Origin of the sequence: uncultured Aquimarina sp., assembly GCF_947500065.1 — a bacterium.
In the GTDB taxonomy this organism is placed as follows: Bacteria; Bacteroidota; Bacteroidia; order Flavobacteriales; family Flavobacteriaceae; genus Aquimarina.
The window spans coordinates 549726-574337 of record NZ_CANMQT010000003.1; the positions used below are offsets into that span (position 1 = coordinate 549726).

The following is a 24612-nucleotide window of genomic DNA, read 5'->3' on the forward strand; positions in this document are numbered from 1 at the left end:
AATTTTAGTTTGTATGAGCTTTACTTCTTTTGGACAGGAAAAACCAACATTCGCTGTAGAATGGGAAGAATTAAATGTGAAAATATCAGAAAATACCGATATGTATACGCTTGAACATAGAGAGATTACTCCTTCTCTATCTTATATAAGTCAAAGAATTGCTACTGGTAATTATTATTTAATGGAGATTAATCTAGCAGTAGACTTGCGCAGACAGCATTTAAAAAATGATGCACCTGTTCTTCTACTTCCAGAAAATAAATTCATACAATCTGATTATTCTGTTGCATTACCAACCACGACCAGTGTTCAAAATAATTTTAGAGTATCAATTACAGGCAACGGAGGATATAATAGCAGCAATACCAGCAATGGTGGTATTAAAAACAATGCTTATAGAGATGCCAGTTCATATACCGGAATTTATTGCCCAGTAACCGGAGTTCCTTTAACATATTAAAGTTACGCAGCTACATAAAATGATTTAGATTCCTTATTGAAGAAATTAGATTATTCTGCTAAACGAATACCATCTTTTTCTATTACGATCTTTTTAGCCTTATACAAAGAACCAATAGCTTTTTTGAAGCTTTTTTTACTCAACTGAAAAACATCCTTAATATCGTTAGGGTCAGATTTATCATTAAGGTCAATAAAACCTCCACTTGATTTTAGTTCATCAAGAATTTGCTGTGCATTAGGCTCTATTGCCCTGTACCCATGTTTCTGTAAGGTAAGGTCAATCTTACCATCTGGGCGTACTTTTTTCACAAAACCTTTTAGCTGATCTCCTGGAGTTATCTTTTGAAAGATCTCATCTTCATAGACCAATCCCAAATGTTTTTGGTTTACAATCATATTCCAGCCAAATGGAGAAGGATGAGATGCAATCAAGTCCACTTCATCAAAAGAGGATAATAATACTAAAGAGTTATCTAGAAAAGCATTCGTCTTACTTGACCCTACCAATCTGTTTGTCTCTTTATCTAAATATACATAAACAAGATACCAGCTATCCACTCTCATTTTAGAAGCCTGCTCTCTAAAAGGAATAAAAAGTTCTTTTTCTAATCCCCAATCCATAAAAGCACCTATCTCAGAAACTGTTGTGCATTTTAGATATCCAAAAGAATTAATAGTAGCATACGGCTCTAAAGTTGTAGCCACAATACGTTCCTCATGATCTAAATATAAAAACACCTTAACCTCATCCCTAATCATAAATTCATCTGGGACATATTTATTAGGCAACAACACTTCATTTCCATCATCATCACTGAGATAAACTCCTTGTTCTCTCTCTCTTACAATTTCTAGTGTATTATATTCACCAAGCTTCAGCATGTTTTATTTTTTGCGCAAAGATAATTCTTTAATTTTCCTATTAATAATATTAAAACAAAAAAGGTGTCCTTTAAAGAACACCTTATTATTATTTTTAATATCTGCTATTCTATTTGTAAACAGATTCTTTTCCGAAATGTTTTGCCAAAAGGTAATAAACTACTGCTCTATACTTATTACGGTTAGACTTACCATATGCATCCATTACAGAAGCTATAGCTTCATCTAATTTTGGTCCATCAGAAAGACCTAACTTCTTGATTAAGAAATTCTTCTTTACCGTATCTAATTCTGCTTGATCACTTCCCGATACCGTGGCAGCATCTTTATTATAAATAGAAGGTCCACAACCAATTGTAACTTTTGTTAAAAAGTCCATATCTGCTGTTTGACCGATTTTATCTTTGATATCAGCTGCGTACTTAGTTATTAATTCGTCTCTTTTACTCATAAGGTGATAATGTTTTAGGTTTTAGTTAATTTATTATGTTATCTCAAATATAACTTATTTATAAATGAATAATTCATTTATAAATTATATTATATAGGCATTTTTAGACAAAGTGCTTAAAATAACCGATTAAAACACTATCATTTACTTTTCTTGGTGTAAAAATTTCTAATAATTGTGGAGCATCATTACTACTATAAAGGTTTTTCATACCATTTACCAATCCATTTATTTCAGTAACAGAAGTATATTTTACCTGAAACATACTACATAATTGTTCTGCAGTTAAATTATGCTTTGTTTCGAAATAAGTACTAAAATTATCACTTTCTGATTTGCCAGGCAAGATTCTAAAAATCCCTCCTCCACTATTATTAATTAAGATGATCTTAAAATTACGAGGGATAACATCATTCCACAATCCATTACTATCATAAAAAAAACTTAGATCACCTGTAATAAGGGTTGTAGGAACTCCATAAGCAACAGCCGCACCAATTGCAGTAGATACGCTACCGTCTATACCACTTGTGCCTCTATTACAATATACCTTGAATGTAGCATTAAGCGAAAACAACTGTGCATATCTCACAGTAGAACTATTACTTAACTGAATTATCTGATGATCTGGAATGAGGTCAAATATAGTTTCAAATACTTTAAGGTCCGTAAAATCTACATTCTCTAAGTATTCGGCATGTCCTACTCTTCTTTGATCCCTTATAGAAATCCAAGAAGATTTATAAGTGTTTTTTACTATCTCAGCATTTGGCAGGAAATCGGAAAAAAACGAATTCGGATCCATTTTTATATGCTCGGTTAAACAGAAATAAGTATCATATGCTTTCTTCTCATCTACATGCCAATGAACTGCTGGTTGGTAATTCCTAAAAAAAGCCTTGATTCGTTTAGAAACAACCATTCCACCAAAAGTCAATAAAATTTCTGGTTGCAAAGCTCTAAACTCCTCTTTACTCAAAGAAGTGATTAACTGATCAATACAGTTAATATGAGACGCATGATGAATATTAGATGTTGTTTCAGTCAAAACCAAAACAGAAGGATCCTTAGCAAAGTGATCAATCCATCTCTGATCAATACTATCTGGTGAATTAACACCAATCAATACTATTTTACGAGTTGCTTTATTCCATTCGGATACCATATTAGATCGTAAGGTATCAGAAATACGATGTTCGATATACTCTACCGGAATATTCTTTGGAGAAATAGTTGGCTCCTCAATGATATCATATAGTGGTTCATAAAAAGGGACATTGATATGAACTGGACCATTTTTTTCTATTGAAACATTCAGAGCGAGATTAATCTCTCTTTCGTTATGTTTTTGTGCTTCGTGTTGTTTCTGTTTTACCTTAAGATCGTCAACCTGTGTTTCGGGTACAATTTCAGAATATAAATTCGCTGAATATAAAATATGGTTTTCAAATACATTTTTCTGACGTATCGTTTGTCCGTCGCCAATATCTATGCGTTCAATAGGTCGATCTGCACTCAATACTACTAAAGGAATATCACTATAAAAAGCTTCAGATATTGCTGGATAATAGTTTAACAATGCGCTTCCTGATGTACACACCAATGCTACAGGCTTCTTAATCTGTTGTGCGATTCCCAGTGCAAAAAAAGCTGCACATCGCTCATCCACAATACTATAACATTGCATATCGGGGTTTTCAGTAAAACCAATAGTTAAAGGTGCATTTCTGGATCCTGGAGATATAACAATATGATGAATTCCCTTTGCTTCGCATAAAGCAACAATAGTCTGTGACAAAGGAATTTTAGAATATAAACGTTTCTTCATTCGAAGCGCTAAATTACAATATAGCCGTAATTAAAGCCAACCTTTTAGAACTATTTTAATGTAAAACCTTTTTCATTGTTTCTGTTTTTCTCACAGTTTCTTCCCATTCTTTTTCTGGAATAGAATCTTTAGTGATTCCTCCACCTATATAAACTATTGCTTTATTCTGTACTATTTCCATACATCTAAGATTGACATATAGATTGGATTCCGATTTTCCGCTTTGAGTTATATTTAACTCACCCAAAAAACCTGTATAATACTTTCGATCATACTGTTCATTTTCTAATATAAAACATCTAGCTTCTCTCTTAGGCAGACCACATACTGCGGGTGTAGGATGCAATACCTTAATGATATCTTCGATATTAGAGCTTTCGTTTTTTAAGGTACCTTTAATATCTGTTCTAAGATGTAGTAATGTACCAGCTTTATAGGTATACGTCTTAGATTTTTCGATAGTATTTACTTTAGACAAAAGTTCATTTAAAACAAAATCAGTAACCATAACCTGCTCTTCTATCTCCTTCTCACCCCAATCGACTTCTAATGAATCAATATACGGTTGTGTACCCGCTAAAGCCATAGTAAAAAACGTATCATCTTTTATAGTGATTAAAGTCTCTGGTGTTGCTCCAAGCCAAATCCCTATATCCGGATGATACCAACAATACACAAAAGCATTAGGATAATTGTTTATTAAGAGTTGAAAAGCATCTAAAGGATCTTTATGCTCAAAAAGAACTTCTTCCTTTCTAGATAAAACTACTTTCCTAAAAGATCCTTCTCCAATAGCTTCAATCCCACTGCAAACCAACTTCATGTGCTTCTCTTTCTCAGTTTGATTTTGATCAGCAAGCTTTAATTTAGTAGGATTAATAGTATCTAAAGCATTCTCAGGAACTACAGCACTGTAGTAAGCACTTTTATCTATAGGTATTACGATTGCTTTATCCTCACTATCAAATGGCGCAAAAACAAAACCAGAAGTATTGTATGAATCTAGTTCATGTAAATGATTGTCGTTTTGAAGAAAACTGTGTAGATTTTTTTCTCCAGATTTTCTATACACAACAAATGGTAATTGTTGATCCAATTGCGATTGGATTTTCAGGTATAAAGCTGAAATATCCATATTATTTTGATTTAGCCAATGCTATGGTCGTTAATTTTACAATAGAGATCAAGTTACCTTCTTCATTACGTAATTTAATATCCCAAAGTTGAGTAGTCCTACCCTTATGTACAATCTCTGCTCTGGCATATACATATCCTTCTTTAATGCTTTTTACATGATTAGCAGAAATCTCCAAACCTCTAATATAAAATTCTTTAGTGTCCAAAAAAATATGTGAGGCAGCACTACCAACACTTTCCGCTAGAGCAACCATAGCACCACCATGCAATACGCCATCTGGTTGATGAACCCTAGGAGTTACAGGCATCTTTGCTACTAAATAATCAGCACCTACCTCACAAAAAGAAATATCTAATGTCTCCATCAGTGTATTCTTGCACATTTTAGCACATTGTTCCAATATTTCTTCTTCAGTTAATTTCATAAATTTAATTTTAAGTAAAAATAAACAATGACATTAAATAATTCTAACTATATTTATGTATTATTTTAACGAACGTTCAATAAAATGCCTAAAACGAAAACATCCAAAGAAGAAGTTCTCAGTAAAGTCATTCCAGTACTGAGAGAACGAGGTATCTGCAAAAGCAGCATGAGTGAGTTGGCTAAAGCTTGTGAAATTCAAAAATCACATTTTTACTACTACTTTAATAATAAAGAGCAATTAATCAAAGAAGTTTTAGCGACCGTAAATAGTTATTTCAAGCACAATCTATTTAAAGTGATTGAAAACAACACACTTACAATTGAACAAAAGCTTAAAAAAGTTCATGGGCTTATTAATAAAATGTTTAAAAACGCGAATAGTGGCTGTATTATGGCAAATACAGCGTTAGAAACTGCCCATCTTGATCCTATTTATAAAGATGAAATAAAGCATTTTTTTGAAGATTTCATCTCTGGTTTACAGATTTTGCTAGAACCTAACTATTCTAAAGAAGAATCATTATCACTAGCGGAACAGATGGTTCAAGATCTTGAAGGCGGCATTTTATTAATGCGTATCTATAACGACCATAAATATATCAACAATGCAGTTTCCAGAATGGAAAAAATAATATTAAAGAAATGAAAACATATTATAAGATTGCAAAAAAACCTTTTTTTGGACGTTTTATGATACCATGGAAAAACCCATTATCAAAAGAACAAATTAAGGAATGGGACTCAATATCATTTAAAAGTAAATCCGGTGCCTTACTAAAAGGAATGTATGCATCTTCAAAAAAGGATCATTCTAAAGCCACTATAGTATTAGGGCATCCTATGGGAAAAGAAGCTAAAGGTTACTTCCTGAAAAACGGATATACCGATATACTAAGAAACCATGGATACAATGTATTCATTTTTGATATCAACGGTTTTGGAGAAAGTGAAGTTGGTAATTTTAATTATTATGAAGACATCATTGTTGCTGGAAACACTGCCAGAGATATATTTCCGAATACAGCATTGGGTTATTTAGGAATCTCATTAGGGGGACAATGGGCTACTATTGCTTTTGCAGAAAAACATCAGTATGATTTTGCCATTGTAGAAAGTGCCGCTAACACCTTGGATGATTTCTGGGTACAATATCCTTTTGCCAATTTTGCATTAAAATTCATAAATACTCTGGCACCCAAACTACGAAAGAAAATCCGAATGATCGACAGGATTAAAGAAGCTCATAGCCTTCAGAAAGTTCTTTTTATATATCTCGATAAAGATGAACTTATTAAAGATGATGCTGGATATCATTTCAACAAAGCAATACCTATAGCTTCAGAATTGCATATTATTTCTAATGCAGCACATGCTCAGATTCCAAAATCAAAATCTCGACATGATTATTTCAATAAAATAGTTTCTTTTTTCGACTATCAAACCGAGCTATACTTAAAGCAAAAAACAATTTTAAAATCTTAGTTAATGGAGTCATACACTATTCAATCCACCGATGGATATCCTATTTCTGTTCATGAATTTGTTCCGAAATCATCAAACAACAAAACCATTGTATTTGCTCCTGCTGTAGCTGTTCCTCAAAAATTTTATTTCAACATAGCTACATATCTGACAGAAAAAGGATGTAATGTCTTTACCTTTGATTATCGGAGTATTGGATCTTCAACATCCAAGAGCATTCAATCTTTAAAGGAACATGGTTTCTTTTCATGGGCAATGGATTTCAAGGCCGTTTCTAAACATGTTAAAGAAGAGTTCCCTAACAACTCACAATATATGATAGGTCATAGCTACGGTGGAAATAGCGTAGGGTTTAGTAACGCTTTTCAATATTATGACAAATATCTTACTATCGGATCTCAGTTTGGGTTTTACAAACACTTTACCCCTAGAATGCGCGCATTGATATATCTCAATTTTAAATTTTTCGTTCCAATTACTACATCCGTTTTAGGATACTACCCTTCTAGTTGGTTTGGATTAGGAAAGCCTTTAACTACAAAAGCCGCAAAAGATTGGGCTACTTTCCTTTTGCACCCAGATTCTATGCTGCATTTTACCAAAGGTAATTCTGAAACCTATTATCAAGACATAAAGGAACCCATGTTACTAATTAGCATTGATGATGATCTTTTTGCGCCCAAGAAATCAGTAGATATCTTAAGCAATAGAGTATATAGTAATGCTAAAACAATTAGAAAACACTTAAAACCATCTGATTATAACCTAAAAACAATTGGTCATTTTGATTTTTTTAGAAAGAAAAATCAAGATATCTTGTGGCCTATAATAGATGAATGGTTCCAATTATAAAAAGTAATTAATTATGCAAAAGGAGGTTGTTTACCAATCCACAAATACATATGACATCTTAAATGAGTTAACTTCTGAAACGAAAACAGTTTGGTTAGTCTTTCACGGAATTGGTTACTTAAGTAGATATTTCATCAGATTGTTCCAAAGCCTAGATCCAAAAGAGAACTATATTATTGCACCGCAAGCGCCTTCTAAATACTATAAAAACAATGATTATAAGAAAGTTGGTTCTAGTTGGCTTACCAAAGAAAATACACAAACTGAAACTAAAAATGTTCTTAATTATATAGATTCTGTAGTCGAAGCAGAGAATTTGCCTTCTACGGTTAAATTTGTTGTACTAGGATACTCGCAAGGAGTAAGTATAGCAAGTAGATGGATTGCTAGCAGAAAAATACAGCCTGATGCATTTGTGATGATTTCTGGAGGATTTCCAAAGGAATTAGGAAAAGAAGATTTTACATTTTTAACCGAAAGAACTAAAGTTACTCACATTTTAGGAGAAAAAGACCCTTATTTCGAAATTGACAAAGTACATGCCGAAAAAGTAAGAGTAAAAGGGATTTTACCTCAAATAGAATTCAACACCCATTCTGGTGGTCATGAACTAAACATTGATACTTTAAAAAATATTGTTTAAATTTAAAAGAGATTTAAATTTAAACTTATTTCAATGACAAAAAGCACGCTACTTTTTTTTATTGGCTTATTTTCATTTTCTACAGCTTTTTCTTTTGCTGACTATTATATAGATAGAGTTACTGGAGAACAACTAGGGTCAGATGGGTCAGAAACAAATAACCTAAGAGTTATCGATATAAGAGAGTGGAATTACGTTATTGAAGAAAAAGGAGGAACCAATTCTGCTCCAGGAATTCGAGAATTACATAAAAACAGTTATGTAATTACTTTTGATGAAAATCAGATACAAAAAGAGATTCAGGTTATGGCTGATGATACTATGAATGAAGGGTTGGAGAATCAAGTATTCATTGTTTTAAATGTAAATAACGGAAAAATATTTGCATTAAGGGACTGGGAACCAGAACTCAAAACTAACAAACAAATCATTATTAATACTTATGGAGTTGGCCCAAACAGCGCTCCAAGAGTTAGGGAAGGATTGATGCTTCTAGCCCAACTTCATGGACACCCTAAAGAAAAACGGGATGATAAAAGGAACATTACATCTGTTTCAGAATTAGATGCAGAGGTAGCTAAGGAATTAGGAATTACCATTTTCGCAATTGATGCATTTCATTCATTTGACATTTCTGAATCCAAAACATTCTATAATCACTCCAAAGCACTTCATATACATAGCGTAACAAAGGAAGGTATGATTAAAAATTTTATCGGTCAGACTTTTGGAAAAAGCGGAGTAAATACTTTCAATTTTTCTAATTATTTTGATACTGTTTTAAGAACAAATAAAAACTCTGAGGTATTATAATACTTTACTTACCAATCAAACTTCTGGTATTAACAGTATCATAAATAATGGTCAATTTTTTGATTTTATTCTCAGGAGTAAGTTCTAAAATATCCACCACTTTAAATTCGACAACTTTGCCATTTTTTAATGTCCACACATAGTCAAAAAGTAAGGAAATTCTGTTTGTGTTTTTCTCAAAAAACAATCCGTCAAAAAGAAGTTTTGAAGAAGTTGTATCCTCTGATAAAGATTTATAAAATTCTGTAGCAGGCAAAACACCATAAAGAGGAGATACTACAATACCTTCATCCACAAATAGATTAATCACATTATCTATTTCTCCTCTTTCCAAAAAAGAAAGATATTTCTTAGCTACCTCTTCTTTAGTCATTGTCTATTACAAATATCTTTCTTTAATGATATCCAAATGATGTTTTTGGTGACCAGAAAGTATATAACCTGCTGCTCTTGTACTCATTGGACTACCACTCGCCTCTCCTATTTGGGTTAGCATATCCTCTGTAAACCTCTTAAACAAAGCAATTGAACTGTTTCTTGTTGCTTCAAAATCTTCTATAAGTTCCTGTTTACTATAATTATTCGCATTAGAATTAGGAACATATTCATCTTGATCAAACCCCATCAATGAGCTTTTATCGTTTCTTGCAAAGCGAAGTGCGCGGTAAGAAAAAATACGTTCTGTATCGATGATATGTTGTAATACTTCTGCAACTGTCCATTTTTCTTCTGCATATGCATAAGTCAATTTTTCATTAGAAATTGAATTAACAAAGTTAATAAAGCTTTGTTTACCTAGCTGTAAAGCATCTACAATAGTAGTGCTTTCGGCTTTATCTATATAAGTACCATAGTAAGGATTATATTCTTCTGGCGTAAGTAAAGATTGCATAAATAATCATTTAGAAATAGAGTAGAAATGTACTAATTCTTATTGCATTCTATAATTGTATTAACAGTTCTTTATTATCTACGTCTATAATTACTACTCAATCGCTTTTTGTTTCTCTAATTTACGTGCTCTAAAATATAAAAACAACGGAAATGCAAATGCAATAGCCACCATAAATGTTAATGGAATAAATATCCACCAGTGCTTCATTTTTAGTTTAATCGCCTCTGGGATATACCAAACAAAAAAAGTAAACACTACCACCAATAAATCTGCATTAAAAGATTTAGCCGGAAATGTAGTTTTTGTTTGTGCAATATAATTTAAGAGAGAAGTATCTTCTGCATTTAAATAAAATTGAATATTAAAATACCAAGTATAACACAATCCCACAATGGCTAAAAACAAAAATGCATATTTGAGTTTCATAAGTATGATTTTTTTAAAGTGTATCTAATTTAAAACATATTTACTAAAACAAATCCTCTAATTAGATACTTTTATTACTTGGTATCTATAAACTTCATAGCTTCGATAATATTTTTATCTTTAGTCAAATCCTGAAAATTAGCCTCTTTAATGATCTCTATTTCTGGTTTAATACTTTGGGTAAACAGAGCGGATCTATCTGTAGCATAGCTCAGTGTAATTGCTGCTTTTGTTTTAAACGGTAATTCAAACAAATCATTGGCTGTAGTCAATCCATAACTTTCTTCGCCTATAATCACGGTATTTTTTCTTCCCCTAAAACCCAATGCAACAAATTCTCCAGCACTAGCTGTCATAACACCAGTAATTAACGCTACCGGAATATTAGTTTTTGGTTTAGCACCTGTCTTTACCTCTGCTTGTATTTTTTGATTTTCATAATAAACTCCATTAAGCAATCCTGAACGGTTTGTTACATTTTTATTTGCATCCAAATACAATGATACCGTATTATCACCTATTAAGTGATATAACCCCGCTAACATCACATTAGAGTTTCCTCCTATGTTTAATCGTAAATCAATAATCCATCCATCTATTTTTTTAGCATTGTCCAATTTTATGATAGCGTCATATATTTTTTGGGCTCTCTCGTTTAATTCCTCTTGTGTTGCATTTAATAATAGCATCCCTGGAATAAAAATATAGCCGTATTGATCACTAATTAGTTTTACCTCAAATTTGGGTTCCTTAGCATATGCCTCCAATAAGCTTTTATGCAAATCTTCTTGTGTAATTTGTCTTTTGAGGTTACTTTGGTAAAGTCCTTTTTCCGAAAACAACAATAAATGATTTCCTTTAATCGTATCAAAAACCTTTGAGCATACTTCTAACGACTGCTCAAATGTATTACTCTTTAAGGCTTCTTCTTTTATATAAGATTTTACCTGACTCCAATTAACGTTTTTTCGATACAAGTAATTTGTCTCTAATTCTTCAAAAAAATGATCATAAAAGACAGTAATGCTGTCTTGTACAGATACTACTTTTTGCTGACTGTACACTTTTGAAGAAAATACAGAAACACTAATAATTGCTACTAAAAAAAATCTATTCATGAGTTTAGTTTTAAAAATTTTATGTTTCAAAACTATAGGCTTTTAAAGAAAAAAAAACCTCAAAACCGATTGACAATGTCCAGAAAATAAATACTGGACATATTAATTTTTAGAATTCGATTTAAACTGAGTAGGAGTTACACCGGTTAACTTTTTAAACACTGCATTAAATGAAGATTTTGAACTGAAGCCTGATTTCTCCGCAATTGCTAATAATGTAAATTTTTCTTGTTCTGAAGACACTAGCAATAATTTTACCTTTTCTACTCTATAAGTATTTACAAAATCTGTAAAAGACATATGATAGGTATCATGGATATATAAGGACAACTCTTTTTCAGGAATTGATAACAAAGAAGCTAAATCCGAAACTTTAAAATTTTGATTGGTAAAAACTTCTTCTTTTATCATATAGTGTTCTATTCTATTTTTTAATAAACTATCAATCTCCTCTTCCGATTGATCTTTGAGATTGAAAGTTTTAAACAATAGATTGGATTTGGTAAAACCAATGAAACCTATCCAGTATATGTAAATAGAATTTAACACTAGTATTATATAATAAAACGCTCTACTATGCTCGAGTCCCAAAGCATGTGCTACTATTTGATGCAATAAATTAAGAACAATTACCAAAATAAACACCCAGGAAAATGTAGACAACCATTCCCAATTTTTACGTGTTGACACCGAACCTTTAATCTGGCCTTTATTCTTCTGTATAAACTTTAGAATACTAATCATGACCAATAAATTAAAAATTAGGTATGCAAACTCATTGTACAAGAAAAAACCAGCTTCATAAACTTTTAAGAATATATCCTCATCAACACCGCTAAGAATTATCACATACCAATACAATCTCAATACTCCATATAAAACGGCTGGGAGAAACAAGAGGTATTCTATAGAAGAAACGCCATTTTCTTTCTTTTGGATTAAGCTTTTTACATAAAAATAAAATCCAACTGCAATTAGGTATTTATAGGGAAATGGAAAAGAGGTTAAAGGTATAAAGCCAATCCTATAAATATTCATATACAATAAGGCATATGTTAGATTGTAAAAGGATAAAGAAAACAAAAACAACATATAATAATTAAATGCTCTCTTATTATCTTTTCTTTTAGAAAGTAAATAAAGACACAATGTAAAGCCTTGTATTGCTCCAAAAAGAACTATGATATTTAAAACGATATAGTCTATTGTATTACTTATTAGTAATGAATAATGTTTATGAAAGCTTTATAAGTTGTATAATAAGAAACAAATATATAAATCCGACAAACATAAACATTCTTTAGCCATATAGATTATGATAAAATTTTATTCATACCTATGTTTTTTCTTCCATTCCAAGAATTCAATTTCCTCTTCGGGAGTTAATTTTAGACGTTCTTCTTCTGAGTTATCTATACTCCATACTCCAACAATTAACCAAAACATTGTACCCGTTAAAAGTAAAATTAATCGTTGCTTAAATCTTAATTTAGAGTTTTCTTTAAATAAACTCAAAAGACCTGTATCCTCTGCCAAACTATTAAAAATAATTAGTGGTGCAAAAACGAAAATACTCACCTTTTTTAGTATTGAATAACTTTTGTCTTGATTTTCCTCAAATGTCTCACCTAATTCCTGAAAATATTCTTCATCCAATTTATTCCAATTAGGTACTACTTTTTCCTGTTCATCTTGAGAAACATTTCTTTTTATTAATTCATTTCTTGCCTGATCTATTGCTTCTTTTTGCCAGTGACCCTTACCCGAATTAACAATTGCTATTAATTCTTCAGTGTCTCGTATAGAAATTGGCGGATTAAATTCAGTCATCAAAAATATGCTAATATCATTTGTTTTTCAAAAACGTAATCACTGCTTCTGCACTTAAACTCGGACTTTCTTCCATTGGAACATGTCCTACGTCCTTCATAATGAATAAGGTATCGTTAGGTAAATCATTATGGAATTGATATGCCTTGTCAACAGGAATTAATTTATCTTGATCACCCCACAATACTAGAGTCCTTTGCTTAATTAATTTAATGCTTTTATAGGTAATTGTATTCTTTTTCCGCTCTAACTTATCTATAAAGGCTTGTCGATTACCTTCTCTTAAGGTAAGCTCAAAATAACGGTCAATAAGTTTATCGGTTACCTTGGTTTTATCAGCAAACACATTTTCTAAACTTGATTTTGCCACAAACCTTGGTGTGATAAACGTGAAGATATTTTTGACAACAGGGATTTTAGCAATCTTAAAAGCTACCGGAACACTTTTTGCTTTGGATGGATAGCCTGATGCATTAATTAGTATCAATTTATCAACCATTTCAGGGTATTTAGAAGTAAAACTCCAAGCAATACCTCCTCCTAGGGAGTTTCCTCCAATCACACATTTTTTTACTCCGAGGGAAGTTAAAAAATGCTTTAGAAAATCTACATAATTATCAATTGAATAACTTCGATCTGGAAAAGGGCCCGTAAGTCCATATCCAGGTAGATCCATTCTTACTACCCGAAAATCTTGCTTTAATTGAATTGTCCAATCATTAAAAGTGTGCAGACTAGAACCTGTACCATGAATCAGAACGATTGGAATTGAATTTTTTCGATCTCCTTCATCACGAAAATGTACATTCATTCCATCTACAGAAATAAATGAAGAGGGTGCTCGAGCATATTTAGCTTTTAAATCTTCCAAAGGAATATCCCGGTAACCATAGAGAACAATAATAACAATTGTTAGGAATCCAATGCAAAAAAACAATAGTTTAATAGTCTTAATTATCAATTTCATGGTATTCTGTAGCAACTTAAAAATGGAATCTGATGTTTAACATATTGTCATAGCCACATAATTATTTACCTAGCATCAGACATTTCTCTAAAGGTTTTATACATTTTTAGTGTAAAACCACTGTATCATCATAAATATACAAGAACCTTTAATAAATCACTAATTAGCTGTAATCTTATAACTATTATTAAATATTAATCAAACAGAAAAAACAAACCAGGTGGAAGTATATGCTTCATTTATACAAACGTTTATTCTAAAACAATTTCAATGTTTTATTAAAGAAATATAAAATTCACTAAACAAAAAACCACAACCGAAGAACAGCTGTGGTTTTAAGTGAATTTTATATGCTCTTCTTACGCAGAGTTACGACTGGCATTAATATTACCAAATAACGAACGAGTTACCATTTTTTCATAGATTTCCAGATCTTCTATGTCTTTACCGGTTCTATTAATATCTTGAATTTTCTTCAGTGCATATTGTTGAATTGTAAGCAAAGGTAATACGATATTTTCTCTGATATCAATAGAAGCTTTACCCGCTGGTTCATTTTCCATTAATTCTGAGTAGCCTGTTAATTTTAGTAAAAGACGTTTGGTTAGTTCATACTCATCATGGATAATATTCCAAAAAGCTCCGTATTCTTCATCATCTTTCATATACGCAGTTAACTGAAAAAACGATTTGGTCAAACTCATCATACTATTACCTACTAATGCTCTAAAGAACGCAGATCCTTTGTATAGTGCAATGATTTTATCAAACTCTCCGCGATCTTCATAGGTTTTTAATGCAGTTCCTACTCCGTAAAAACCAGGGACATTCTGTTTTAATTGACTCCAGCTACCAACAAAAGGTATCGCTCTCAAATCTCCAAAATCTAAGGTACTACTTTTACTACGTTTAGAAGGACGACTACCAATATTGGCTTTTCCGTAGTACTTAAGCGTACTCATATGCTCCAAATATGGTAAAAACTTAGGATGATTTTTAAAATCTACATACGTTTCATAACTGACATCCGCTAATTCCTGCATTGTATCTTTATTTTCTTTAGAAAAAAGATTTGCTTCATTATCGGTCAATTGATTTTCTACACCAGCACCTAATAACTGTTCTAAATTATATTGACAAGAATCTAAGGTCCCGAAATTAGAACTGATCGTTTGTCCTTGTACTGTTATTTGGATTTGTTCATCTTCTACGGTAGGACCAAGTGATGCATAGAACTGATTTGTATTTCCTCCTCCTCTAGCTGGTGGTCCTCCACGGCCATCAAAGAATATAACCTTTATATCATATTTTCTTGATATTTCGGTCAACGCTTCTTTAGCTTTAAAAATACCCCAATTTGCCATCAGGTATCCACCATCTTTCGTTCCATCAGAGAAACCAAGCATAATGGTTTGTTTCATTCCACGACGTTTTAGATGTTCCATATACACAGGATTACTATACAATGTTTCCATCACTTGATGCGAAACCTGAAGATCCGGAACCGTCTCAAATAACGGAATTACATCCACCGTAGGTTGTTCCCAGTCACTTAACCTTATCATAGCAAAAGTTTCCATCACATTAAGAACACTTCCGTTATTACTAATAATATAACGATTAGCTCCACGTTCTCCGTTATTCTGTTGTATGGTTTGTATGGCATAAATTGACTCGATCGTTGCTCTAGCCATGTCATCGTCTAATACAGATGGATCAAGTTTTCCTGTTACATTTGATAATACTTTAATCTGCTCTTCTTCTGATAAAGAATCATAGTTGTCTGGAAAAAAACCTAAACCTAACTCATTTGTTTTCTTTACAATCCCTGTAAGTACATTATGATGCACTCTGGAATCCTGACGAATATCTAAGGTTCCGAAATGGAATCCAAAAATCTTTACTTTATTAATCAAATCTTGTAATTCTTCTAAAAACAAAGACTGGTGCTTACTGATCAATTCTTCTCTTACCTCCAACAGCCCAGTCATCAATGTCTCTATAGACAAAGGTTCTGCCGTTTTAGCATAATAGAAATTTTCATACAAGGCTTGTTCTAAAACACCTAATTTATCTTGTAGATTACCAAAAGTAATTCTACGTTTAAGCTTACGTATATCTCTATAATAATTTATCAAGATGGTTTTACGTAATCTCTTAGCTACTTTCAGGGTAGTTTCTGTTGTTACAAAAGGATTACCATCCCTATCACCTCCAGGCCAGAATCCTAAATTAATAAGATCGTTTTCGAGATCTTCTCCCTGAAAAATATTCTGCTGGATATAATTATAGATTGTTCCCACGGAATGATAAAACACATTTTCCAGATACCATATTAAACTCACCGCTTCATCATACGGTGTTGGTTTTTCTTTTTTGAAGAAAGCTGTTTTACCTAACTGTGCTAACAACTTTTTAATTCTTTGCGAGTCATTACCTCGGATAGCAGTATCAAGATCATGAATAATTCCCAATACGGTTCCTGGATAAAACTGTGTAGGATGCGCAGTTAAGGTAGGTCTAATTTTAAACCTTCTTAAATAATCTTTTAATTCTTCCAATTGCCCCTTTGCCTGTGCTTCTTCCTTTATACTTCTTAAAGTACCACGTCCATCCATATTATTAACAATAGGAAAGGCGGCGTCTTCTATAGCATCAAATAATACTACCTGACGTTCTATATATTGTATAAATCTAAATAGAAGATTGTGCTTTTCCTTATCTGAAGGATTATCTTGATATAACTTAAAAAAGCTTTCTACAATTTCCGAAGGATTTTTCTTTTGATCATACCCTTTTTCACATACTTCATTAAAAAGTGGTAGTAAAACACCTGTGTTGGTGATCTCATCAAAAGGTAATGTAATAAATATACTATTGTATATCTGATACTTAGTAAGAACGTTGTGGTTAAAACGTTCTATTTTTGGTTGTCTTGCCATAATTGTGGTTACGAATATGGTTGATTAATAAAATAATGCTACAATAAAAAACCCTCTAAGATTGGTTCCTAAAGGGTTTATATGTTTAAATAGAATGCCCTTTACATCTCTTGAAAAATAGAATGCATCAAGCGTTTCTTATCATTAATGCTTTCTTCTAACGAAATCATAGTTTCTGTACGGTACACACCATCAATATCATCTAATTGAAAAATGATATCTTTTGCATGATTAGTATCTTTTGCTCTTACTTTACAAAAGATATTAAATTTACCAGTCGTTATATGTGCAACGGTTACAAAAGGTATTTCTTTAATTCTCTGCAATACAAATTTGGTTTGTGATGTATTCTGAAGGTATATACCCACATAAGCGATAAAAGAATATCCTAATTTTTTGTAGTCTAAAGTTAATGAAGAACCTTCAATAATTCCAGCTTCTTCCATTTTCTTAACACGCACATGAACAGTACCAGCCGAAATAAGTAATTTCTTTGCAATATCCGTAAAAGGTGTACGAGTATTTTCAATCAACATGTCTAATATTTGGTGATCTACTTCGTCTAATTTAAATTTTGCCATAGTAATTCTAATAATTTTCCCGATTAATTACATTGCAAAAATAATAGAAAAATAATGTTTTCATACATTTTTTTTCAACTTTTTCTCAATTCTGTTGAGAATAATTCATCTTTTAACAGGAATTTTAACAACTCCCTCTCTAGAGCTATTTCCGGAACTATCTGTACTCTATCGATTTCGGAGCTTATATACCGGCTAATTACCCTCTTTTTACCAACTATTTCTCTATGTCCATAAAATTTTCTTAAATCCGCAATTTTAACAATTTTTGGTATGAATTTAATATGGTTTTCGGATAATTCCTCAGTATACTGCACAGCTATATCCACATTTTTGTTATCGACCACAACATCTCTAATAATAATATCAAAAAAACATTTTCCATTTTCCGGAATATCAAAGTATTCTTCATATTGATCTCCAGTCACATTCTTATCTGATATATACTTAACTCCCGTCATCAATGCATAAAATATATACGATCTGGTTTTTTCCCGATCATAATCCTCTTTATAATGTCCTGCTTCAAACAGTATCGTAGGTATCCCCATATCTGATAAAGTATCCCCTACGCAATTAATATTAAAGCCATCATCGTATCTCCCAACACCATTAGGTATATGATGCTGTAGCACTGAATTCATTTCTGCGATGATTTCCATAGCTACTTTACGACAAGGAGTAATAGTACGTTCTTTATCTCCAGCAGGTGATAAAAAAGAGACTGTAGCAGGAATATTAGTATCTCCTACACTAAAAATAGTACGTTGCCCATGCAGATTGAAAGCATAATCCGGTTTAATATCGCGAATTACATCACTAAGTATAACACTTTCCTTTTGAGTTTTATTTTGAGCATCTCTATTTAGATCAACTTGATTATAGTTAAGTCTTGTATATGCTTTTGCTCCATCTGGACTTAATATAGGAATGATATATAAGGTACAGGAAGCTAAAATCCGTTCAGAAAGTTCATTAGAACTATCGGTAAGCATATTAAGAAAGTCGAACACAGCCTTTGTAGTAGTACTTTCGTTTCCATGCATTTGTGACCAAAATAATAACTTCTTTGGCCCATTACCGAGTTTTATAAGGTGTATAGGTGCATTATTTTCTGAAGTACCAAGAAGTGCTATCTCAACTTTTTTAGAAAGACTATTTAAAAGAGGAGTAATATGTTCTAAATGTATGTAACGTCCTGATAAGGAAGGTTCTTTATATATATTGAACCAATGAGATAATTTATCAATATCCATAAGCTTATTAAAGCGTCTAAATTACTACTGTTTACTGAAGATTCATAACAATTGTTTTAGTTTTTACATATGTAAACTGATGAAGGTTTTACAATTGTAAATTAGATTTATTTACATATGTAAACAAGTTGAATATTATGATTGTTTAAGATGTTAAACAGGTTTTTAAGACTTATCTTTAAAAGTGATTTAATAACTAGCAAATAAGTTTATATTTTATTGAATTTGGTTTAATTGTCTTGTTTTCAATACTTAAAATAATATTACTTAAAGTTTTAATTCACATAATATCATTTTGATCTTTAAGTAAGTTACAATTGTAAACTTATGTTTCTACGAGATTGTTTACCTTTGTAATCAACTTATAAATCAAAACTCGTTTACAATGGTAAACACTACCGCTTTTGGAAAAAGAATACAGGAAATCATGAAATTTTACCATGTTTCTGCCTCCGGATTCGCAGATGCCATGGGCGTGGGGCGTTCTTCCATTTCCCATATTCTATCTGGTAGAAACAAACCTAGTCTTGATTTTGTTATGAAAATAACAGAAGCATATCCAGAAGCTGAATTATATTGGTTACTATATGGGCAAGGTACATTTCCAAAATCTGAAGTAGTACATCAACCAAAAGAAACACCTCCTCCAGTTACACCAGTAACTCCTACTCCTATCGAAACTCCAGATGTTACAGAATCGGAACAAGATTTATTCTCACTACCAGAACCTGACGTTCAAAATAATATTTCGGATATCTCCAACAAAGCAGAAAAACAAATCATTAATAGCATTTCTAGTAATAAAGAAATTAATCAAATTGTATTTTTCTATATGGATGGTACTTTTGATATCTATAAGAACTAAAAAACTCGACAATTTTTCTTCTCATTGCTGTAAAATCTGTTGAAATAGATTTATTTTCGTTTATCCTTATTATTATCCTATGAAGCGATTTGCTTTTTCTTTACTAGTTTCTATATTCTTTACAAGTTGTTATCAGCAAGAACGCAATTGTACAGATTTTCAAACTGGAACTTTTGAGTTTGAAACCTATCTTAACGGAGAGCTTGCAAAAACGACATTTGTTCGCAATGATTCTATCGAAATAGATTATTTCCAAGGCAAAAGTGATACCGCAAGTATTCGCTGGATCAATGATTGTGAATATATCGTAAAGAAACTTCATCCAAAAAATATGGCTGAAGAAAAAGCGATTCATATGAAAATATTAACTACTGATAAAGACACCTATACTTTTGAATATGGACTAGTAGGTGCTAAAAAAAACAAACAAAGAGGAACCGCTAAAAAAATAAAATAATGTTAGAGATTTTCACCACTGCTGATGCCTGGATCGCCTTGTTAACATTGACTTTTCTTGAAATCGTTCTTGGTATTGATAACATCATATTCATTTCACTTGCTTCAAGCAAGCTACCTCATGAAGAACAGAAAAAAGCAACCAATATCGGTTTACTCTTAGCCATGGTTATGCGAATTGTATTGCTTTTTGGTATTTCTTTACTTGTGGCTATGGAGGCTCCTTTCTGGCATATTAATCTACCTTGGATCGAAGCTGGAATTAGTGGTCAGTCCCTGATATTATTTGGTGGGGGAATGTTTCTACTTTATAAAAGTGTTCATGAAATTCATGAAAAAGTAGATGAAAAAGGAGAAGAAGAGAAAGAAATTAAAGAAAAGAGCTCTAGTTCACTATCCAAAGCAATTGTACAGATTACGCTGATCAACGTAGTGTTCTCTTTTGACTCTATACTTACAGCAGTTGGTATGACCAATGGATTAAGTGACAACCCAACAGACGCGCTAATTATAATGATTATAGCGGTTGTGATCTCTGTTTTAATCATGATGTTATTTGCTACACCTGTAGGTCGTTTTGTTAACAAACACCCTTCTATTCAGATTCTAGGGCTTTCATTCTTGATTCTGATTGGATTTATGCTGATAGCCGAGGCTGCTCATTTAGCACATCTTCAAATATTTGATTCGGAAGTTGGAACGATACCAAAAGGATACCTGTATTTTACGATTGCATTTTCTTTATTTGTAGAGTTTATCAATTTTAAACTTCGAAAGAAAGGAAAACTGAGCGGGCAAAACAATTAGCATTTAAAAGAAATTATCGCATTTTTGCGTAAACCAATAAAAGTGATCTCACTTATTGACCGAAACAAATGAGTAAATTAAAAGAACTACAAGATCGCAGTGGAACAGTATGTGAACTATGTACTGCTGCCGAGAACTTATCAGTATATGATATTCCTGAATCTCCTAATGTAGGGCTAGATTCTAGTATTTTAATATGTGAAACCTGCAAAGGACAAATTGAAGATCCATCAACAACGGATCCTAATCACTGGCGATGTCTTAATGATAGTATGTGGAGTCAGATTCCTGGTGTGCAAGTAATGGCCTGGAGAATGCTTACTCGATTAAGGCCTGAGGGTTGGCCGCAAGATCTTCTGGATATGTTATACCTCGAAGAAGATGTCTTAGTTTGGGCAAAAGCTACAGGAGAAGGCGATGATGAAAGCACTACAATAAAACATATGGATTCTAATGGAGCTACACTACAAGCAGGAGATAATGTTGTACTCATTAAAGATTTGAATGTAAAAGGTGCTAATTTCACTGCTAAAAGAGGCACAGCAGTTCGTAATATTTCTTTAGTACATGATAATCCTGAGCATATAGAGGGTAAAGTGAGTGGTCAGCATATCGTGATTTTAACGAAGTTTGTAAAAAAATCTTAGGGTAATCTATATTTTATATAACAAAAAATCCTGAGTAAATACTCAGGATTTTTTGTTTTTTATACATTGAGAAGTAAAACTAAACACTAAAACCTTTGCTTAAACAAACCTTTTTTAAACATCTTACAATCAGTTGTTTAAAACAATTTTGTTTGCTCTCCATCATCCTCTTCCTCAGTATCTTTATCTAAGGAAATTCTATTACCCACCCCAGTACTATCAGAAGCTTCTTTTTTCGAATTTGGAGTCACCGCCTCTTCTTCTATCACCTCTATTTCTTCTGCAGGCAACTCTTCAGGCTCATCATACGGTAATGAATCCAATAAATTTATCTGCCTTACTTTCTCTGTAGTAAGTTGATTTCCTTGTGCCTTAATTCCTTTTACAGAGATAAAATCCTCTAAACTTATTTCATCATTTGGTTTCTGATCTTTCCCTCTTAGTTTATTGTATACTATTTCTGCAACAGGTCTGTGATCTGTAGAAACAATTTCTAAAAATGATTTCTGATGATCCGAAATAAACACATCTTCTCGGTCTGCATTTTCAACTAAAAATCGTTTAACATAATACTTTTCTTTTTCTCCATCCCAATAAATAGCTGAAATCGGCTTCATAGGCTTCCATTTCTCAAGCACCACCATATCAGAATCAAAATGCACTGTAATCTCAGGAACAATAGCTTTTACCATACCTTTTTGATTAATTATCAATAAACGATCTTCTCCTTTAAACTCACCGAGTAACTCTCCTCTTCCATCTACATTGAGTCGTTGCACTGTGTTATCGAACCATATTTTACGAGGCTTTAAAGTAGAAACTCCTTGTTCCTTTAGTTCTACCTTCTTGATATTGTATTTGGTAACAATATTTCCTTTTACACCTCTTCCTTTTATTAGTAGGTCAGAAAAATCAAGGTCAAATTTCAATTTCTTAACACTTCCCGCTTGACGTAAGAAAATAGCAATCACTTCTGCTTCTCCATTAGGATTAGCAGTGAAATAAATAACTTTAGAACCTTTTTTTCCTTGTGTTAAATCGTATTCCTTATCTCTTGTTACTCCGGTTACTGCAAATCGCTTTACATAAGCTGCTCCTCCTCGACCGTCTTGATAAATCATATTATAAATCGTACGCTTATCTTTCTTTTTAAATATTGCAATATGTATAATATTTTTACCGACAAAAGTTTTAGCGTCAACTTTAGTAATCATGAGCTTGCCATCTCCAGTGAAACAAATAATATCATCTATATCGGAACATTCTGTTACATATTCATCTTTACGAAGTGATGTTCCTACAAATCCTTCTTCTCGATTTACATATAGCTTAGTGTTTCTAATAACTACCTTGGTGGCTTCTATGTCGTCAAAAATTCTTATTTCAGTCTTTCGCTCCCATCCTTTACCATAAGTACTTTTCAATCTTTTAAAATAGGATACAGCATATTCAATAAGATGTGCTAAATGATGTTTTACCTGAGCAATATCTTCTTCTAAAGCTTCAATCTTTTGTTGTGCCTTATCGATATCAAATTTTGAGATTCTTTTAATTCTAATTTCTGTCAAACGAACAATGTCTTCTTCGGTAACAGCTCGTTTTAAATGTTTTATATGTGGTTGTAGTCCTTTATCAATTGCCTTTATCACTCCTTCCCAGGTTTCTTCTTCCTCAATTTCGCGATAAATACGGTTTTCGATAAAAATTCTTTCCAATGATGCAAAGTGCCATTGTTCCTGCAATTCATTTAACTGAATCTCTAATTCTTTTTTCAGCAATTCTACGGTGTGATCTGTAGAGCGCCTTAACATTTCTGAGACTCCAATAAAATTAGGTCTACTATTATCTTCAATTACACAACCTAACGGAGAAATTGATGTTTCACAGTTAGTAAAAGCATATAACGCATCAATAGTTTTATCCGGAGAAATACCACCAGGAAGATGCACCAGTATCTCTACTTTTGCTGCCGTATTATCCTCTATTTTCTTTACTTTTATCTTACCTTTTTCATTAGCTTTTAGAATAGAATCTATTAAACTAGAAGTTGTAGTAGAAAAAGGTATCTCGCTTATAACCAGTGTATTCTTGTCTAATTGAGAGATTTTTGCACGCACCCTAACTTTACCTCCACGATTACCATCATTGTAATTAGTAAAGTCTGCTATTCCTGCAGTTGGAAAATCTGGTAAAATTGTAAACCGTTTACCTTGCAAATGCTTAATAGAAGCATCAATCAATTCTAAAAAATTATGAGGTAGAATTTTAGTACTAAGTCCTACCGCAATTCCTTCTGCTCCTTGTGCTAATAATAATGGAAATTTTATAGGTAAATTAATCGGCTCTTTTTTTCTTCCATCATATGATAATTGCCAATCTGTTACTTTAGGATTATATACTACATCTAATGCAAACTTAGACAACCTTGCTTCTATATACCTAGAAGCCGCCGCTCTATCACCAGTAAGTATATTACCCCAGTTACCTTGCATATCAATTAACAGATCTTTTTGTCCAATCTGCACCATCGCATCTGCAATACTAGCATCACCGTGCGGGTGATACTGCATGGTATGCCCTACAATATTAGCTACTTTATTATATCTACCATCATCTAAGTCTTTCATAGAATGTAGAATTCTACGCTGAACTGGCTTCAGTCCATCTTCTATTGATGGCACCGCTCGTTCCAGGATTACATAGGATGCGTAATCCAGAAACCAATCCTTATACATTCCGGTAACCTTTGTAATCACTTCCTGAGGCTGATGCTCTTCAGGAGTTAACTCATTATGTAGTTCTTCGTTTTCGTTTTCTATATCCATACCTTTTTCCGGGGCACTTT

26 protein-coding genes are annotated in these 24612 nt (G+C 32.3%); 10 read left to right on the forward strand and 16 right to left on the reverse strand.

The window, feature by feature from the left end; all coding sequences use genetic code 11:
• The first annotated feature begins 13 nt into the window (after positions 1-13).
• Complete coding sequence (locus Q0975_RS12445; RefSeq protein ID WP_299437080.1) at positions 14-460, forward strand: hypothetical protein; 447 nt, start codon at positions 14-16, stop codon at positions 458-460.
• A gap of 50 nt (positions 461-510) precedes the next feature.
• Here the strand turns inward: Q0975_RS12445 and Q0975_RS12450 are convergent, their stop codons facing one another.
• From Q0975_RS12450 to Q0975_RS12470, 5 genes are all read right to left on the reverse strand, one after another.
• Positions 511-1344 (reverse strand): S1-like domain-containing RNA-binding protein, encoded by an 834-nt coding sequence (locus Q0975_RS12450; protein ID WP_299437081.1) that lies wholly within the window; start codon positions 1342-1344, stop codon positions 511-513.
• 109 nt (positions 1345-1453) lie between these two features.
• Positions 1454-1795 carry a DUF2853 family protein gene (locus tag Q0975_RS12455; RefSeq protein WP_299437082.1) on the reverse strand — a complete coding sequence of 114 codons (342 nt, stop codon included), beginning with the start codon at positions 1793-1795 and terminating at the stop codon, positions 1454-1456.
• Between the two features lie 103 nt (positions 1796-1898).
• Positions 1899-3623, reverse strand: coding sequence for a 2-succinyl-5-enolpyruvyl-6-hydroxy-3-cyclohexene-1-carboxylic-acid synthase (menD, locus tag Q0975_RS12460; RefSeq protein ID WP_299437084.1), 1725 nt, complete (start codon positions 3621-3623; stop codon positions 1899-1901).
• A gap of 55 nt (positions 3624-3678) precedes the next feature.
• The gene (locus Q0975_RS12465) at positions 3679-4758 is read right to left on the reverse strand and encodes a chorismate-binding protein (protein WP_299437086.1); all 1080 of its coding nucleotides are present in this window, start codon (positions 4756-4758) and stop codon (positions 3679-3681) included.
• 1 nt (position 4759) lies between these two features.
• Positions 4760-5185, reverse strand: a complete 426-nt coding sequence (locus Q0975_RS12470; RefSeq protein ID WP_299437088.1) for a hotdog fold thioesterase — start codon at positions 5183-5185, stop codon at positions 4760-4762.
• Positions 5186-5269: 84 nt separating this feature from the next.
• Between Q0975_RS12470 and Q0975_RS12475 the strand changes: the two genes are divergently transcribed.
• Genes Q0975_RS12475 through Q0975_RS12495 form a run of 5 tightly spaced genes read left to right on the forward strand, consistent with a single transcriptional unit; the run spans position 5270 to position 8977 of the window.
• A complete protein-coding gene (locus Q0975_RS12475) occupies positions 5270-5833 on the forward strand; it encodes a TetR/AcrR family transcriptional regulator (RefSeq protein ID WP_299437090.1) in 564 nt (187 codons plus the stop codon).
• Complete coding sequence (locus Q0975_RS12480) at positions 5830-6669, forward strand: alpha/beta hydrolase (RefSeq protein WP_299437091.1); 840 nt, start codon at positions 5830-5832, stop codon at positions 6667-6669. The genes Q0975_RS12475 and Q0975_RS12480 overlap by 4 nt, the downstream gene beginning before the upstream one ends.
• Positions 6670-6672: 3 nt before the next feature.
• Positions 6673-7521: an alpha/beta hydrolase gene (locus tag Q0975_RS12485; RefSeq protein WP_299437093.1), complete on the forward strand. Its 849-nt coding sequence runs from the start codon at positions 6673-6675 to the stop codon at positions 7519-7521.
• Positions 7522-7534: 13 nt separating this feature from the next.
• Entirely contained in the window at positions 7535-8164 is a 630-nt protein-coding gene (locus Q0975_RS12490; RefSeq protein ID WP_299437095.1) for an esterase, read from the forward strand.
• Positions 8165-8197: 33 nt separating this feature from the next.
• Positions 8198-8977: a hypothetical protein gene (locus Q0975_RS12495; RefSeq protein WP_299437097.1), complete on the forward strand. Its 780-nt coding sequence runs from the start codon at positions 8198-8200 to the stop codon at positions 8975-8977.
• A gap of 4 nt (positions 8978-8981) precedes the next feature.
• Here the strand turns inward: Q0975_RS12495 and Q0975_RS12500 are convergent, their stop codons facing one another.
• From Q0975_RS12500 to Q0975_RS12545, 10 genes are all read right to left on the reverse strand, one after another.
• Positions 8982-9350 (reverse strand): nuclear transport factor 2 family protein, encoded by a 369-nt coding sequence (locus Q0975_RS12500; protein WP_299437098.1) that lies wholly within the window; start codon positions 9348-9350, stop codon positions 8982-8984.
• Positions 9351-9356: 6 nt separating this feature from the next.
• Positions 9357-9869, reverse strand: a complete 513-nt coding sequence (locus Q0975_RS12505; protein ID WP_299437099.1) for a DinB family protein — start codon at positions 9867-9869, stop codon at positions 9357-9359.
• A gap of 93 nt (positions 9870-9962) precedes the next feature.
• Positions 9963-10298 carry a DUF2834 domain-containing protein gene (locus tag Q0975_RS12510; protein WP_299437101.1) on the reverse strand — a complete coding sequence of 112 codons (336 nt, stop codon included), beginning with the start codon at positions 10296-10298 and terminating at the stop codon, positions 9963-9965.
• Positions 10299-10372: 74 nt separating this feature from the next.
• Positions 10373-11416, reverse strand: a complete 1044-nt coding sequence (locus tag Q0975_RS12515; RefSeq protein ID WP_299437103.1) for a S41 family peptidase — start codon at positions 11414-11416, stop codon at positions 10373-10375.
• A gap of 102 nt (positions 11417-11518) precedes the next feature.
• Complete coding sequence (locus Q0975_RS12520) at positions 11519-12454, reverse strand: AraC family transcriptional regulator (protein WP_299437105.1); 936 nt, start codon at positions 12452-12454, stop codon at positions 11519-11521.
• 288 nt (positions 12455-12742) lie between these two features.
• A complete protein-coding gene (locus tag Q0975_RS12525; protein ID WP_299437107.1) occupies positions 12743-13246 on the reverse strand; it encodes a hypothetical protein in 504 nt (167 codons plus the stop codon).
• A gap of 16 nt (positions 13247-13262) precedes the next feature.
• Positions 13263-14213, reverse strand: coding sequence for an alpha/beta hydrolase (locus Q0975_RS12530; RefSeq protein ID WP_299437109.1), 951 nt, complete (start codon positions 14211-14213; stop codon positions 13263-13265).
• Positions 14214-14572: 359 nt separating this feature from the next.
• Entirely contained in the window at positions 14573-17155 is a 2583-nt protein-coding gene (locus tag Q0975_RS12535; protein ID WP_299437111.1) for a phosphoenolpyruvate carboxylase, read from the reverse strand.
• A 101-nt stretch (positions 17156-17256) separates the two neighbouring features.
• A complete protein-coding gene (locus tag Q0975_RS12540; protein ID WP_118456411.1) occupies positions 17257-17736 on the reverse strand; it encodes a winged helix-turn-helix transcriptional regulator in 480 nt (159 codons plus the stop codon).
• A gap of 74 nt (positions 17737-17810) precedes the next feature.
• Positions 17811-18992: a M14 family zinc carboxypeptidase gene (locus Q0975_RS12545; protein WP_299437113.1), complete on the reverse strand. Its 1182-nt coding sequence runs from the start codon at positions 18990-18992 to the stop codon at positions 17811-17813.
• A gap of 385 nt (positions 18993-19377) precedes the next feature.
• Here Q0975_RS12545 and Q0975_RS12550 point away from each other — a divergent pair, with 385 nt between their 5' ends.
• The 4 genes from Q0975_RS12550 (at position 19378) to Q0975_RS12565 (ending at position 21767) form a co-directional block, all read left to right on the forward strand.
• The gene (locus Q0975_RS12550) at positions 19378-19857 is read left to right on the forward strand and encodes a helix-turn-helix transcriptional regulator (RefSeq protein ID WP_299437115.1); all 480 of its coding nucleotides are present in this window, start codon (positions 19378-19380) and stop codon (positions 19855-19857) included.
• A 79-nt stretch (positions 19858-19936) separates the two neighbouring features.
• Positions 19937-20314 carry a DNA topoisomerase IV gene (locus Q0975_RS12555; protein ID WP_299437117.1) on the forward strand — a complete coding sequence of 126 codons (378 nt, stop codon included), beginning with the start codon at positions 19937-19939 and terminating at the stop codon, positions 20312-20314.
• Positions 20314-21120, forward strand: a complete 807-nt coding sequence (locus Q0975_RS12560) for a TerC family protein (protein WP_299437119.1) — start codon at positions 20314-20316, stop codon at positions 21118-21120. The genes Q0975_RS12555 and Q0975_RS12560 overlap by 1 nt, the downstream gene beginning before the upstream one ends.
• A gap of 68 nt (positions 21121-21188) precedes the next feature.
• Complete coding sequence (locus Q0975_RS12565; protein ID WP_299437121.1) at positions 21189-21767, forward strand: alkylphosphonate utilization protein; 579 nt, start codon at positions 21189-21191, stop codon at positions 21765-21767.
• A gap of 137 nt (positions 21768-21904) precedes the next feature.
• Here Q0975_RS12565 and Q0975_RS12570 read toward each other — a convergent pair whose 3' ends face one another.
• Positions 21905-24592 (reverse strand): DNA gyrase/topoisomerase IV subunit A, encoded by a 2688-nt coding sequence (locus Q0975_RS12570; RefSeq protein WP_299437123.1) that lies wholly within the window; start codon positions 24590-24592, stop codon positions 21905-21907.
• Positions 24593-24612 lie beyond the last annotated feature (20 nt).

Coding starts and splice junctions, on each gene's coding strand:
- Q0975_RS12445 (WP_299437080.1), top strand. CDS start 14: ATGAGCTTTACTTCTTTTGGACAGGAAAAACCAACATTCGCTGTAGAA.
- Q0975_RS12450 (WP_299437081.1), bottom strand. CDS start 1,344: ATGCTGAAGCTTGGTGAATATAATACACTAGAAATTGTAAGAGAGAGA.
- Q0975_RS12455 (WP_299437082.1), bottom strand. CDS start 1,795: ATGAGTAAAAGAGACGAATTAATAACTAAGTACGCAGCTGATATCAAA.
- menD (WP_299437084.1), bottom strand. CDS start 3,623: ATGAAGAAACGTTTATATTCTAAAATTCCTTTGTCACAGACTATTGTT.
- Q0975_RS12465 (WP_299437086.1), bottom strand. CDS start 4,758: ATGGATATTTCAGCTTTATACCTGAAAATCCAATCGCAATTGGATCAA.
- Q0975_RS12470 (WP_299437088.1), bottom strand. CDS start 5,185: ATGAAATTAACTGAAGAAGAAATATTGGAACAATGTGCTAAAATGTGC.
- Q0975_RS12475 (WP_299437090.1), top strand. CDS start 5,270: ATGCCTAAAACGAAAACATCCAAAGAAGAAGTTCTCAGTAAAGTCATT.
- Q0975_RS12480 (WP_299437091.1), top strand. CDS start 5,830: ATGAAAACATATTATAAGATTGCAAAAAAACCTTTTTTTGGACGTTTT.
- Q0975_RS12485 (WP_299437093.1), top strand. CDS start 6,673: ATGGAGTCATACACTATTCAATCCACCGATGGATATCCTATTTCTGTT.
- Q0975_RS12490 (WP_299437095.1), top strand. CDS start 7,535: ATGCAAAAGGAGGTTGTTTACCAATCCACAAATACATATGACATCTTA.
- Q0975_RS12495 (WP_299437097.1), top strand. CDS start 8,198: ATGACAAAAAGCACGCTACTTTTTTTTATTGGCTTATTTTCATTTTCT.
- Q0975_RS12500 (WP_299437098.1), bottom strand. CDS start 9,350: ATGACTAAAGAAGAGGTAGCTAAGAAATATCTTTCTTTTTTGGAAAGA.
- Q0975_RS12505 (WP_299437099.1), bottom strand. CDS start 9,869: ATGCAATCTTTACTTACGCCAGAAGAATATAATCCTTACTATGGTACT.
- Q0975_RS12510 (WP_299437101.1), bottom strand. CDS start 10,298: ATGAAACTCAAATATGCATTTTTGTTTTTAGCCATTGTGGGATTGTGT.
- Q0975_RS12515 (WP_299437103.1), bottom strand. CDS start 11,416: ATGAATAGATTTTTTTTAGTAGCAATTATTAGTGTTTCTGTATTTTCT.
- Q0975_RS12520 (WP_299437105.1), bottom strand. CDS start 12,454: ATGAATATTTATAGGATTGGCTTTATACCTTTAACCTCTTTTCCATTT.
- Q0975_RS12525 (WP_299437107.1), bottom strand. CDS start 13,246: ATGACTGAATTTAATCCGCCAATTTCTATACGAGACACTGAAGAATTA.
- Q0975_RS12530 (WP_299437109.1), bottom strand. CDS start 14,213: ATGAAATTGATAATTAAGACTATTAAACTATTGTTTTTTTGCATTGGA.
- Q0975_RS12535 (WP_299437111.1), bottom strand. CDS start 17,155: ATGGCAAGACAACCAAAAATAGAACGTTTTAACCACAACGTTCTTACT.
- Q0975_RS12540 (WP_118456411.1), bottom strand. CDS start 17,736: ATGGCAAAATTTAAATTAGACGAAGTAGATCACCAAATATTAGACATG.
- Q0975_RS12545 (WP_299437113.1), bottom strand. CDS start 18,992: ATGGATATTGATAAATTATCTCATTGGTTCAATATATATAAAGAACCT.
- Q0975_RS12550 (WP_299437115.1), top strand. CDS start 19,378: ATGGTAAACACTACCGCTTTTGGAAAAAGAATACAGGAAATCATGAAA.
- Q0975_RS12555 (WP_299437117.1), top strand. CDS start 19,937: ATGAAGCGATTTGCTTTTTCTTTACTAGTTTCTATATTCTTTACAAGT.
- Q0975_RS12560 (WP_299437119.1), top strand. CDS start 20,314: ATGTTAGAGATTTTCACCACTGCTGATGCCTGGATCGCCTTGTTAACA.
- Q0975_RS12565 (WP_299437121.1), top strand. CDS start 21,189: ATGAGTAAATTAAAAGAACTACAAGATCGCAGTGGAACAGTATGTGAA.
- Q0975_RS12570 (WP_299437123.1), bottom strand. CDS start 24,592: ATGGATATAGAAAACGAAAACGAAGAACTACATAATGAGTTAACTCCT.